A 12,116-nucleotide genomic window follows, 5' to 3' on the forward strand; every position below is an offset into this window, starting at 1 on the left:
GGAACGTGGGCACTGCTGGACGGCGGGCCGCCATGGAGGAGGAGTTCGTCGTGTTCGCGACGGCCCGGTCCGGGCAGCTCTACCGCTCGGCGTACTTCCTCACGGGCGGGGACTCCCACCTGTCGGAGGACCTGGTGCAGGACACGCTGGGGCAGATGTACGCGCACTGGCACCGGCTGCACCGGCCGAGCTGGGCCGGCCGGATCGACAACCCGGCCGGGTACGCGCAGACCGTGCTGGTCCGGGCGTACCTGACGCACCAGCGGCGGCGCAGCAGCAGCGAGCGGCCCAGCCAGGCCCTGCCGGAGGTCGCCGAGGACGGGCCGGACTCGGCGCTGCGCCTGGCCCTGGTCGAGGCGCTGGCCCAACTGCCGCCCCGGGACCGGGCGGTGGTGGTGCTCAGGTACTGGGAGGACCGCAGCGTGGAGGAGACCGCGGCGATCGTGAAGGACAGTTCGGCGGCGGTGCGGACCAGGTGCTCGCGGGCGCTGGCCAAACTGCGGGGGCTGCTGGGCGGGGACCTGGCGGAACTGGTGGCGCGATGAACCCGGGACGCGACGGACGGAGTGGTGCGGTGGACGGCGGGGCGGGCGGCGCGGCGCGCGGCGCGGGCGGCGACCGGGACGGGGAAGGGGCGTTCGAAGTGCAGTTGGGGGCGGCCTTCGGGCTGACGGGCGGCGGGCCGGGTCCGGAGGTGACGGCCCGGCTGGTCGACGGCGGGCTGGCGGCCGGACGGCGGCGCCGGCGGGCCCGGCGGCGGCGCACCGTGCTGCTGGCGGGGGTGCTGACCGCGGCGGTCGCGGTCGGGGCGGGGGTGCTGACGGTGCCGCGGGGCGTGCCCGGGGAGAAGACCTCCGTGGTGGACCTGGCGCACTCCGGCCCCGACCCGGCGCCGCCGCCGCTGGCCGGCGGGGTGACCGTCCTGCTGGTCGGCCTGGACACCGCGGTCGACGCCCGGGGCGGGCCGGCCCCGGACGCGCTGCGGCGCGACGGCCTGCACGGCTCGTCCCGGTCCCCCGGCTCCACCGACACCGTGATGCTGGTGCACGTCCCGGCGGGCGGCGGCGAGGTCCGGCAGCTGTCGCTGCCCCGGGACGTCTACGTCACCGGGGCCTCCGGCGAGGAGGTGCCGCTCGACCAGGTCTACCCGGACGCCGCGCGCGCCGCGACGGAGCAGCAGCGCGACGCCGGGCTGTCCGAGCAGGAGCTGTGGGCGCGCGGCCAGGGCGCCGGGCGGCAGGCCCTGCTCCGGGCGGTCGAGCAGCTGACCTCGGTGCGGGTGGACCACTACGCCGAACTCTCGCTGGTCGGCTTCTACCACGCCGCCGAGGCCCTCGGCGGGGTGCCGGTCTGCCTGAACCACCCGGTGGACGACGCGTGGAGCGGGGCCCGGCTCCCGGCCGGGCGGCAGGAGCTGGACCCGGCCCAGGCGCTGGCCTTCGTCCGCCAGCGGCGCGGCGTCGGCACCGGCACCGACATCGAGCGCACCCGGCGCGCCCAGGCGTTCCTGGCCGGGGTGGTGGAGAAGCTGCGCGGCGGCGGCGTGCTGGCCGAGCCGGGGAAGCTCACCGCGCTGTACCGGGCCCTGCAACAGGACCTGGTGGTCGACACGGGGTGGAGCCCGGTGGACTTCGTCCGCCAGGTGCCGGCGCTGGCCGCCGGGCGGGGCACCCTGCGGACCCTGCCGGTGGTCCTCGACGGCTCCCGGCTCCGGGGGGTGCCGGGGGCGGCCCGGAAGCTCCTGGAGGACGATCCGGCGACGCCCGCGCCCGCGCCGTCGGGGTCGGAGTCGGCGGGCCAGGGGTCGGCGGACCAGGGGTCGGCGGTCCAGGGTTCGGCGGCGGACGCGGAGGCGGTGGCGGCGGCGGAGGGGTCGACGGGGGTGCGGGCGTCGCCGGACCCGTCCGCGCGGGTCTCCGGACTGCTGCCGGAGCCGGTCGAGCTGGGCGGGGTGCCCTGCGTGGACTGACGGCCGGGCGGGTGGGCCGGTGGTCGGCGGGCGGTCAGTCGAGCGCCGTCCAGCCCCAGGGGCGGGGGCCGTGCTCGCCGAACAGGCAGGCCAGCCGGTGGCGGGCCTCGGCGCGGTGGCGGGGGTCGGCGCCGGCCTGCTGCCAGGCGTAGCAGGTGAGCCGGAGTTCGCGGATGTCGCGGAGCACCGGGTAGCCGGGCCACTCGGTGACGTCGGCGCCGTAGGCGGCGCAGAACGCGTCGTACGTCCCGGGCGGGACGGTGCCGAAGGTGTGGCGGCCGACGGCGGTGGTGGTCAGGTCCCACTCGGCCGGGCCGAGCGCGGTGCGTTCGAAGTCCAGCAGGTGGGAGGCGGTGGCGGTGACCGCGAGGTTGCCGCTCCAGGCGTCGCCGTGCACGAGGTGCGGCGGCCGGGCGGGGAGGGCGAGTTCGCTCCAGGCGGTGCGCAACTCGGCGAGGTGGGAGCGCAGTCGGCGGCGGCCCGGCTCGTCGAGGGCGGCGGCGGCGATCCGCTCGGGGAGCCGGACGAACGGGTCGAGGGCGCCCAGTCCGGCCGGTGGCGGCGGCAGTCGGTGCAGGCGGCGCAGCGCGGTGGCCAGTTCGACCGGGGTGCCGGGGCGGTGCGGCGGCAGCTCGTGCCAGAAGGTGACCGGGCGGCCGTGCACCGCCAGCGGCGCGGCCGGGTGGCCGAGCGGGCGGACGGCCGGCACCCGGTGCCGGTGCAGCCAGTCGGCGACGGCCAGTTCCTTGGCCGCGACCGCGAGTTGGCCGGGGCGGCCGATCCGGGCGACCACTCCGCCGGGCAGCCGCCACAGGGTGTTCTCACCGGCCCGGATCAGCCGCGCGCCGGTGCTCGGGCGCCCGGCGGCGGCGCAGGCTTCGGCCAGCAGGGCGGCGGGGGTGCGGCAGTCCACGTCTCGGGCTCGTTCCGTTCGACGTCCGGGGGCCGGCCGGGGGCCGGATGCTGTGGGCCGGGGCCGCTGCCAGTGTGCGCCGCGGGCTCGGCGGGCGGGGAGGGCGTACGGGGGCGCGGGAGGCCGGGGGCAGGCCCTAGCATGGCGGCCATGCCACCGGGAGAGCGCCGCGTCAGTGCCGAGATCGGCGTACCGTTCCTGAAGATCGGTACGGACGACGTGGGTTCGCTGTTCCGCCGCCGGGCCCGCAAGCCGCTGGGGCCGTTCCTGGTGCTCTCGGTGAGCAGCGGGCTGGCGCTGGACACCGCGCTGCACACCCGGCACGGCACCCGTCCGCACCTGTGGAAGGCGCACGGGCAGCCGCACCAGCTGTGGCTGCTGGGGCCGACCGACCGGGACGGGGAGTTCGAGCTGGTCTCGGCGGCCAACAACCTGCTGCTGGACGGCCGGGGCGCGCAGGACGGCGACTCGGTGCGGATGTGCGACCGGCACGGCGCGGACGCGGCCTGGCAGCGCTGGCGGGTCGTCGCGGTGGACGGCGGCCGGGCGCACCGGATCGAGAACGCGGGCACCGGGATGGTGCTGGACTGCCCGTACGAGGCGGTCTCCCCCGCTCCGGCGACGCTCTGGGCGCCGCACGGCGGCTCCAACCAGACCTGGGTGCTGGCCGCGCCGTTCACCGTGGCCCCGACGGGCTGACCGGCGGCCGGGCCGCGACGCCCCCGGCCCGCCGGTGGAGGGGCCGCCGGTGGAGGGGCCGCCGGTGGAGGGGCAGTCGGCGACCCTTCGCCGGGATGGTCCGGACCCTCGCCATTGGTCCAGACCTATTGACGCCCCCTGCCCCCGCTCCTACGATCCGGCTGGGCACAACCCCCCACATGTCCCCACCTCACCCACAGCCGCGCATCGCGCCCCCACAGCGCTGGTCATGCCCATGACCAGGTGTTCGGCGGGAAGGGAGCACCATGTTCCGTCGAAGGTCGTACTCGCCCGTGGAGCGCGCCGCCCAGGCGCCGCGGGTCAGCCACGCCCAGCCGGGTCCGAGCGTCCTGAAGCGGTCGCTGGCCGGCGTCAGCGCCGCCGCCGTGATCGGCACCGGCCTCGCCGTGGCCGGCTCGGTCACCGCGTCCGCCGACGTCGCCAACCTGGTCGCCAACCCCGGCTTCGAGAGCGGGCTCGCCAACTGGACCTGCACCGCCGGCTCCGGCGCGACGGTCGTCAGCAGCCCGGTGCACGGCGGCACCGCCGCGCTCAAGGCCACCCCCAGCGGCCAGGACAGCGCGCAGTGCTCGCAGACCATCAGCGTGCAGCCCAACGCGCAGTACACCCTGAGCGGCTTCGTCCAGGGCAGCTACGTCTACCTCGGCGCCACCGGCACCGGCGTGAACGCCTCCACCTGGGCCCCCGGCAACGCCTCGTACGGGCAGCTCAGCACCACCTTCTCCACCGGCGCCTCCACCACCTCGGTGACCGTCTTCGTGCACGGCTGGTACGGCCAGCCCGCCTTCTACGCGGACGACCTGGTGCTCAGCGGCCCCGGCGGCAGCGGCAGCCCGTCGCCGTCCACCAGCGCCCCCAGCTCCCAGCCGCCCACCTCCCAGCCGCCGACGTCCCAGCCGCCCACCTCGCAGCCCCCGACGTCCAAGCCCCCGACCTCGCAGCCGCCCACCTCGCAGCCGCCGACCAGCAACCCGCCCGGTGACGCCACCTGCGCCACCAAGCCGCGGCCGACCGGCAAGGTGCTCCAGGGCTACTGGGAGAACTGGGACGGCGCCTCCAACGGCGTGCACCCGGGCCTCGGCTGGACCCCGATCACCGACAGCCGGATCGCCCAGCACGGCTACAACGTCCTCAACACCGCCTTTCCGGTGATCCTCTCCGACGGCACCGTGCTCTGGCAGGACGGCATGGACACCGGCGTCAAGGTGGCCACCCCCGCCGAGATGTGCCAGGCCAAGGCGAACGGCGCGACCATCCTGATGTCGATCGGCGGCGCCGCCGCGGGCATCGACCTGAGCTCCAGCGCGGTGGCCGACAAGTTCGTCGCGACCATCGTGCCGATCCTGAAGAAGTACAACTTCGACGGCATCGACATCGACATCGAGACCGGCTTGTCCGGCAGCGGCAGCATCACCACCCTGTCCGCCTCGCAGTCCAACCTGATCCGGATCATCGACGGCGTCCTCGCCCAGATGCCGGCCGGCTTCGGCCTCACCATGGCCCCCGAGACCGCGTACGTCACCGGCGGCAGCGTCACCTACGGCTCGATCTGGGGCTCCTACCTGCCGATCATCAAGAAGTACGTCGACAACGGCCGGCTGTGGTGGCTGAACATGCAGTACTACAACGGCTCCATGTACGGCTGCTCCGGCGACTCCTACTCGGCCGGCACCGTCCAGGGCTTCACCGCCCAGACCACCTGCCTCAACAACGGCCTGACCATCCAGGGCACCACCGTCAAGGTCCCCTACGACAAGCAGGTCCCCGGCCTCCCCGCCCAGTCCGGCGCGGGCGGCGGCTACATGGCCCCCGGCCTGGTCTCCCAGGCCTACGGCTCCTTCAACGGCCAGCTGAAGGGCCTGATGACCTGGTCCCTCAACTGGGACGGCTCGAAGGGCTGGACCTTCGGCGACAACGTCAAGTCCCTCCAGGGCCGCTGACGCCCCGTAGCCGGTAGGAAGTGCACGAGGCAGGGCCCCGGGAGCGTCGGTCGCTTCCGGGGCCCTGTGGTTCGGGGGGGTGGTGGGGGTCAGGCGCGGGCGCGGTGGGCGGCGATGAGCTGGGCGTAGCGTTCGCCGCTGGCCTTGAGGGTGCGGACCTGGGTGTCGTAGTCGACGTGGATCAGGCCGAAGCGCTTGTCGTAGCCGTAGGCCCACTCGAAGTTGTCGAGCAGGGACCAGGCGAAGTAGCCGGCCAGCGGGGCGCCCTTGGCGACGGCGCGGGCGCAGGCGGCGAGGTGGGACTCCAGGTAGGCGGTGCGCTCGGGGTCGTCGACGCGGCCGTCGGCGGTGACGGTGTCGCGGTAGGCGGAGCCGTTCTCGGTCACGTAGATCTCGCGGACGCCGTAGTCCTCGGTGAGGCGCAGCAGGAGCTCCTCGATGCCGGGGGCGTGCACCTCCCAGTCCATCGCGGTGCGCTCGGGGTTGGGGCCGGGGACCTGGCGGAAGCCCGGGACGGGGCCGGTGGGGTCGTCCTCGACGATCTGGCGGAAGTAGTAGTTGAGGCCGACCCAGTCGAGCGGGGCCGAGATCAGGTCGAGGTCGCCGTCCCGGACGGGGAGTTCGACGCCGTACAGGTCGAGCATGTCCTGCGGGTAGCCGCGGCCGAGGATCGGGTCGAGCCACCAGCGGTTGATGTGGCCGTCGGCGCGCCGGGCGGCGGCGAGGTCGGCGTCGGACTGCGTGGCGGGCTCGATGGTGGAGAGGTTGTTGACGATGCCGATCCGGGCGCCGGGGACGGCGGCGCGCAGCGCCTGGACGGCGAGGCCGTGGCCGAGGTGCAGGTGGTAGGAGGTGCGGACGGCGGCGGTGAGGTCGGTGACGCCGGGGGCCATCTTGCCCTCGAGGTGGCCGATCCAGGAGGAGCAGAGCGGCTCGTTGAGGGTGCACCAGTCGCGGACCCGGTCGCCGAGGCGCTCGGCGACCACCGCGGTGTACTCGGCGAAGCGCTCGGCGGTGGAGCGCTCGGGCCAGCCGCCGCGGTCCTGCTGGGCCTGCGGGAGGTCCCAGTGGTAGAGGGTCGGGAACGGGGTGAGGCCGCGCTCCAGCATGCCGTCGACCAGGCGGTCGTAGAAGTCCAGGCCGGCCGCGTTGACCCGGCCGTCGGCCTGCGGGACGACCCGGGGCCAGGCGATGGAGAAGCGGTAGGCGTCCAGGCCGAGCCCCTTGGCCAGGTCGAGGTCCTGGGGCCAGCGGTGGTAGTGGTCGCAGGCCGTGTCGCCGGTGTCGCCGTTGTCGACCTTGCCGGGGGTGTGCGAGAAGGTGTCCCAGATCGACGGCGCGCGGCCGTCGGTGCTCGCGGCGCCCTCGATCTGGTAGGCGGCGGTGGCGGCGCCCCAGCGGAAGTTGGCCGGCAGCGCGTCGAGGTGGTTCACGGGGTGGTCCTTTCGAGGGTGAGGGGGCGGCGGTCCGGGCGGTGCGTCACGCGTCGGCACCCTGTCGGTGCGTCAGTTGTCGACACCCTGACGGTGCCTCACTTGACGGCACCGGCGGTCAGACCGGCCACCAGGTAGCGCTGCAGCAGCAGGAATCCGGCGACCACGGGGAGGCTGACGACCAGCGAGGCGGCCATCACCTGGTTCCAGTAGACGTCGGTCTGCGTGGCGTACCCCTGGAGCCCGACGGCCAGCGTGCGGGTCTGGTCGTTGGTCATGACGGAGGCGAACAGCACCTCGCCCCAGGCGGTCATGAAGGCGTACACGGCGACCGCGATGATGCCGGGCAGGGCGGCCGGGACGATGATCTGGACGAGGGTGCGGATCGGGCCGCAGCCATCGACCGCGGCGGCCTCGTCGAGGTCGCGCGGGATGGAGTCCAGGTACCCGGCCAGCATCCAGATCGAGAACGGCAGCGAGAAGGTCAGGTAGGTGAGGATCAGGCCGCCGCGGCTGCCGTACAGCGCGATGCCGGTGGTGTTGCCGATGTTGACGAAGATCAGGAACAGCGGCAGCAGGAACAGGATGCCGGGGAACATCTGGGTGGACAGCACGGTGATCGTGAAGACCTTCTTGCCGCGGAACCGGTAGCGGCTCACCGCGTAGCCGGCCAGCAGCGCGATCAGCACGGACAGGCCGGTGGCCGAGCCCGCGACGATCAGCGAGTTGGTGAAGTACTTCGCGAGCGGGACGGTCTTCCAGATGTCGATGTACGGCCGGAAGGTCAGGTGGCTGGGCATCCAGCGCCACGGGCCCTGGACGTCCTGGAGCGGCTTGAGCGAGGAGCTCAGCATCACCGCGACCGGGGTCAGGGTGAAGACGGCCAGCACCAGCAGCACGATCCGGCGCAGCCAGCGGAAGGAGGCGGGCGGGTTGATCATTCTGCGTCCCCCCGACGGCGGTTGGTGGCGAACAGGTAGACCGCGGTCACCAGCAGCAGGAACAGCAGCAGCAGGACGGACATCGCCGAGCCCTGGCCGAAGTTCCAGGTGATGAAGGAGGACTGGTAGATGTGGATCGAGATCAGGTCCGCGGCCTGCGGGGCGGACTTGCCGAACAGCACGAACGGCGTGTTGAAGTCGTTGAAGGTCCACAGGAACAGCACCAGCACCAGCACCAGGTTGACCGGGCGCAGCGAGGGCAGGGTGATCCGGCGGATCTGCTGCCACACGCCGGCGCCGTCCAGCGCGGCGGCCTCGTACAGCTCGCGCGGGATGTTCTGCAGGCCCGCGGTGAGGGTGAGGAAGGCGAACGGCCAGGACTTCCAGACCGAGACGGTCAGCAGCGCCCAGAAGCTGTTGTCGCCGATCAGCCAGAACGGCTTGTCGCTGGTCAGGTGGAGCTGGTCGTGCAGCACGTGGTTGATCAGGCCGGTGTCCCGCTGGAACATGAACGACCAGGTGATCACGGCCGCGAACACCGGCAGCGCGTACGGCAGCATGAACGCCGCGCGCAGCAGCCCGCGGCCGCGGAAGGCGTCCTGGGTGAAGACCGAGGCGGTGACGCCGATCAGCCAGGACAGGCCGACCGACAGCACCGTGAACCCGCAGGTCACCCAGAACGAGTGCAGCAGCGCCTTGCCGACCGGGGCGTCGAACTCCAGCGCGACCTTGAAGTTGTCGAAGCCGGACCAGGGCGCCGAGCCCCAGTCGCGGATGAAGAACTGGGTGAGCTGCTTGAAGGCCATCACGATGCCGGTGACCATCGGGACCAGGTGGATCAGCAGTTCGGCCAGCAGGGCCGGGAGCAGCAGCAGGTAGGGCAGTGCGCCGCGCCCGAACTTGTCACGGAGGCGCCGGGGGGCGGGGGCCGCCCCCTTCGGGGCGGCCTCCTGTCCGGCGGTCTGGCGGTCGATCACTTTCTCGGGCACGTCAGCTGGCCGGCATCTGCTGCTGGGCCTTGGACAGTTCGTCCTTGACCGTGGCCTCGGTGATCGGCTTGCCCGCGGCGGCGGACGCCAGCAGGTTCTTCACGGCGGTGCCGATCAGGGTCTCGAACTGGCTCTCGGTGGGGACCTGCGGGAGCGGCGCGGCGCTCTTCTGCAGGACGCCCGCGAGGGTCTGCAGCTCCGGGGTGGAGAACGCGGCGTCGGACTGCGCGGCCTTCACCGGCGGCAGCGAGCCGTAGGTGCCGTTGAGGGTCTTCTGCTCCTCGTCGCTGGTCATGAACTTCACGAAGTTCAGGGCGCCGTCGAGGTTCTTGGTGTTCTTGAAGACCGCCAGGTTGATGCCGGCCACCATCGAGGTGGTGGCCTTGTCGCCGGTGGCGCCGGCCGGGGCCGGGACGGGGACGACGCCGTAGTCGTCCGGGTTCATGCCGTGCGACTTGAGGTTGGCGCCCGCGGACTGCCACATCAGCATCGCGGCCTTGCCGGTGGCGAAGTCGGTCACCGACTGGTTGGCGGCGTACTCGGCGTTGCCGGGGGCGGCGATCTTGTCGTTGGCGATGAAGTCGACGTACTGCTTGACCGCGGCGACGGCCTCCGGGCTGTCGAAGGTCGGCTTGCCCGAGGCGTCGTAGAAGCCGGTGCCGTGCTGCATGCCCAGGGTGAAGGCGTGGTGGACGTTCTCCGAGACGTTGCCGCCCTCGATCGCCAGGCCGTACTTGTCGCTCGAGGTCAGCTTCTTGCCGTCCGCGACCAGCTCCTCCCAGGTGGCGGGCGGGTTGGCGATCCCGGCCGCCTGGAACAGCTTCTTGTTGTAGTACAGGCCGTAGGCCATCGAGTACAGCGGGACGGCCGCCGGGTCCTTGCCCTTGGCGCCGGCCGAGGCGATGGTCGACTCCAGGAAGCGGTCCTTGCCGCCGATCTTGTCGAAGGCGGCTTGGTCGAACGGGAGCAGTGCGCCGGTCGCCTGGAGGGAGGCGGACCAGGTGTTGCCGATGTTCAGCACGTCCGGGCCCTGGCCGGACGCGGTGGCGGCCAGGATTCTGTTCAGCAGGTCGGACCAGGGGATGACCTCGAGGTTGACCTTGATGCCGGTCTGCGCCTCGAACTTCTTCAGCTCGGGCTCCAGCACCTGCTTGTCGTTCTCCAGGCTGCTGCCCTGGTTGGAGGCCCAGTACGTGAGCGTCTTGGGGCTGGAGTTGCCGCCGCTGCCGCTGTCGCCGCCGCCGCAGGCGGAGGCGGTCAGGACGATCGCGGCGGTCAGGGCGAGGGCGGCGGAGATCCGGTGGGTGCGCATGGGAGGAGCCCCTCTCGGGCTGTCGTCTCGTGGGGGTGAAGAGGCAGTCGGAACTGCTTACTTCACGCCGAGATTTAACGTCTGAGAAAAGTAGACGTCAAGAGGCGCGACGGCGTAGATTCTGCAACGAAGAAGGGAAACCGATGACACCGCGAGGCAAGCAGACCGTTCGCGACCTGCGCCGGAGCAGCCGTTCCACGCTACTGCGACACCTGTACTTCAACGGTCCGCTGAGCCGCCAGGAGCTGGGCACCGCGACCGGGCTGAGTGCCGGATCGGTCAGCAACGTAACGGGCGAGTTGCTTGCCGACGGGCTGATCGAGGAGTGCGGATCGGTCGAGTCCGACGGCGGCCGCCCGCGCATCCTGCTCCGGGTCACCCCCGGCCAGGCCCACCTGGTCGGCATCGACATCGGCGAGACCCAGGTCCGGGTCACCCTCTTCGACCTCGCGCTCACCGAACTCGCCTCGGCCGACCAGCCGTTGCTCGCCGCGCACGACCCCGAGCGGGTGGTCCGGATGATCGCCGGCGGCCTCGACCAGGTGCTCGCCGCGGCCGGCGTCGCCGCCGAGAACGTGCTCGGCATCGGGATAGGGGTGCCCGGCATCGTCGAGCAGGGCACCGGCGCCGACCCCGGCGCGGGCATCGTCGTGCACGGCCAGACCTTCGGCTGGGACGCCGTCCCGTTCGGCCGGATGCTGCGCGAGCACACCCCGCTGCCGCTGTACGTCGACAACGGCGCCAAGACGCTCGGCCAGGCCGAGATGTGGTTCGGCGCCGGGCGCGGCAGCCGGCACGCGGTGGTCGCCCTGTTCGGCTCCGGCGTCGGCGCCTGCGTGATCGCCGACGGCGTCCGCTTCCGCGGCGCGACCAGCTCGGCCGGCGAGTGGGGCCACACCAAGGTGCACGTCGGCGGCCGCCCCTGCCGGTGCGGCTCCCGCGGCTGCCTGGAGGCGTACGTCGGCGCCGAGGCGCTGGTCGAGCGCTGGGACGGCACGGTGCCCGACACCAGCGAGAAGGCCGGTCTGGCGGCCCTGCTGCGGGCCGCCGAGGAGGGGCAGCCGAGCGCCGTCGCCCTGCTCGACGAGGCCGCCGAGCTGTTCGGCGCGTCCATCGCCGACCTGGTCAACCTGTTCAACCCCGAGCGGATCGTCATCGGCGGCTGGGCCGGCCTGCTGCTCGGCCCCCGGCTGCTCCCCGCGATCGGCGAGGCGGCGACCCGCTACGCCCTGTCCTTCCCCCGCTCCCGCACCACCATCACCCTCTCCGACCTCGGTCCGGACGCGGTGACGCTCGGCGCGGCGACGCTGCCGCTGACGCACTTCCTGGACAGCGGCGGCGAACTGCCCGACCACCTCGCGGCGGTCGCCGCCGTCTGACCGGCGCCCCGTCCCGCACGTCCCACGCGTCCCGCCCGTCCCGTCCCGTCCACGCCGTCCCGTTCAGGACCGGCGCGGGCGGGACGGTTTGTGCCACGGCATAAAGAGACCACCCGGAAGTCGTTCGGGTACTTAGCGGCGGGGACGAAGATGGGACCATGTATCTGGTTCACGCGAGGTTGCGAATGCCGGCCGGCGGTGGAGTTCCCCCGGGCTTGGCGGAAATGGTCCAGTCCCATGCCCGCGAGGCGGACGCCCTGGAGCACGTGAGCGTCCACCAGGACGGGACGGGCGAGGTCACCGTGGGCGTGTTCAGCCTGTCGGCCGGGCTGGCCGAGGCGGAGGAGCGGGCCGCCGCCCTGCTGGGGCGCGCCGTCGGCGAGGAGCCCGAGCTGGCCGGCGTGGACGTGCTGGCCGTGGGTGCGGCCCTGGTTCCGGGCCCCTGGTGGGACTTCGACTGAGGTCGGCCTGGACGGCTTAGGTCAGTGCATGTTCCGTCCAGCCGGAGTCTGTTCCCTCC

Annotated in this window: 10 protein-coding genes and 2 pseudogenes; 7 read left to right on the plus strand and 5 right to left on the minus strand. The window is 73.0% G+C overall.

What is annotated here, in order from left to right:
* Positions 1-32 precede the first annotated feature (32 nt).
* Together ACIP60_RS33420 and ACIP60_RS33425 are read left to right on the plus strand one after the other, a co-directional pair.
* Positions 33-545 carry a SigE family RNA polymerase sigma factor gene (locus tag ACIP60_RS33420; protein WP_100836909.1) on the plus strand — a complete coding sequence of 171 codons (513 nt, stop codon included), beginning with the start codon at positions 33-35 and terminating at the stop codon, positions 543-545.
* A complete protein-coding gene (locus ACIP60_RS33425) occupies positions 542-1,969 on the plus strand; it encodes an LCP family protein (protein ID WP_400691910.1) in 1,428 nt (475 codons plus the stop codon). The genes ACIP60_RS33420 and ACIP60_RS33425 overlap by 4 nt, the downstream gene beginning before the upstream one ends.
* 34 nt (positions 1,970-2,003) lie before the next feature.
* Here the strand turns inward: ACIP60_RS33425 and ACIP60_RS33430 are convergent, their stop codons facing one another.
* The gene (locus ACIP60_RS33430; RefSeq protein ID WP_400691913.1) at positions 2,004-2,882 is read right to left on the minus strand and encodes a phosphotransferase enzyme family protein; all 879 of its coding nucleotides are present in this window, start codon (positions 2,880-2,882) and stop codon (positions 2,004-2,006) included.
* Positions 2,883-3,032: 150 nt separating this feature from the next.
* Here ACIP60_RS33430 and ACIP60_RS33435 point away from each other — a divergent pair, with 150 nt between their 5' ends.
* The 3 genes and pseudogenes from ACIP60_RS33435 to ACIP60_RS33445 all read left to right on the plus strand — a co-directional run.
* Positions 3,033-3,581 carry an RICIN domain-containing protein gene (locus ACIP60_RS33435; protein WP_400691916.1) on the plus strand — a complete coding sequence of 183 codons (549 nt, stop codon included), beginning with the start codon at positions 3,033-3,035 and terminating at the stop codon, positions 3,579-3,581.
* A gap of 266 nt (positions 3,582-3,847) precedes the next feature.
* Positions 3,848-4,360 (plus strand): annotated as a pseudogene (locus ACIP60_RS33440) (carbohydrate binding domain-containing protein); the annotation flags it as partial.
* A gap of 225 nt (positions 4,361-4,585) precedes the next feature.
* A pseudogene (locus ACIP60_RS33445) lies at positions 4,586-5,542 on the plus strand (chitinase); the annotation flags it as partial.
* Positions 5,543-5,631: 89 nt separating this feature from the next.
* On the opposite strand, the gene ACIP60_RS33450 reads toward ACIP60_RS33445, so the two are convergent.
* From ACIP60_RS33450 to ACIP60_RS33465, 4 genes are all read right to left on the minus strand, one after another.
* Entirely contained in the window at positions 5,632-6,975 is a 1,344-nt protein-coding gene (locus tag ACIP60_RS33450) for a GH1 family beta-glucosidase (protein WP_100836915.1), read from the minus strand.
* Positions 6,976-7,073: 98 nt separating this feature from the next.
* Positions 7,074-7,916 (minus strand): carbohydrate ABC transporter permease, encoded by an 843-nt coding sequence (locus tag ACIP60_RS33455; RefSeq protein WP_400691920.1) that lies wholly within the window; start codon positions 7,914-7,916, stop codon positions 7,074-7,076.
* Positions 7,913-8,905 carry a carbohydrate ABC transporter permease gene (locus ACIP60_RS33460; RefSeq protein WP_400691923.1) on the minus strand — a complete coding sequence of 331 codons (993 nt, stop codon included), beginning with the start codon at positions 8,903-8,905 and terminating at the stop codon, positions 7,913-7,915. Before ACIP60_RS33460 ends, ACIP60_RS33455 begins: the two co-directional genes overlap by 4 nt.
* Position 8,906: 1 nt before the next feature.
* Positions 8,907-10,217, minus strand: a complete 1,311-nt coding sequence (locus ACIP60_RS33465) for an ABC transporter substrate-binding protein (protein WP_400691926.1) — start codon at positions 10,215-10,217, stop codon at positions 8,907-8,909.
* A gap of 143 nt (positions 10,218-10,360) precedes the next feature.
* Between ACIP60_RS33465 and ACIP60_RS33470 the strand changes: the two genes are divergently transcribed.
* Positions 10,361-11,596, plus strand: a complete 1,236-nt coding sequence (locus tag ACIP60_RS33470; protein WP_400691929.1) for an ROK family protein — start codon at positions 10,361-10,363, stop codon at positions 11,594-11,596.
* Positions 11,597-11,811: 215 nt separating this feature from the next.
* Complete coding sequence (locus ACIP60_RS33475; RefSeq protein WP_400691932.1) at positions 11,812-12,057, plus strand: hypothetical protein; 246 nt, start codon at positions 11,812-11,814, stop codon at positions 12,055-12,057.
* Positions 12,058-12,116: the final 59 nt, after the last annotated feature.

Source organism: Kitasatospora sp. NPDC088783, from assembly GCF_044750705.1.
Taxonomy (GTDB): Bacteria; Actinomycetota; Actinomycetes; order Streptomycetales; family Streptomycetaceae; genus Kitasatospora; species Kitasatospora fiedleri.

Bases quoted from the DNA above. Each gene is read 5' to 3' on its own strand.
- ACIP60_RS33420 (WP_100836909.1), top strand. From the start codon at position 33: ATGGAGGAGGAGTTCGTCGTGTTCGCGACGGCCCGGTCCGGGCAGCTC.
- ACIP60_RS33425 (WP_400691910.1), top strand. From the start codon at position 542: ATGAACCCGGGACGCGACGGACGGAGTGGTGCGGTGGACGGCGGGGCG.
- ACIP60_RS33435 (WP_400691916.1), top strand. From the start codon at position 3,033: ATGCCACCGGGAGAGCGCCGCGTCAGTGCCGAGATCGGCGTACCGTTC.
- ACIP60_RS33455 (WP_400691920.1), bottom strand. From the start codon at position 7,916: ATGATCAACCCGCCCGCCTCCTTCCGCTGGCTGCGCCGGATCGTGCTG.
- ACIP60_RS33465 (WP_400691926.1), bottom strand. From the start codon at position 10,217: ATGCGCACCCACCGGATCTCCGCCGCCCTCGCCCTGACCGCCGCGATC.
- ACIP60_RS33470 (WP_400691929.1), top strand. From the start codon at position 10,361: ATGACACCGCGAGGCAAGCAGACCGTTCGCGACCTGCGCCGGAGCAGC.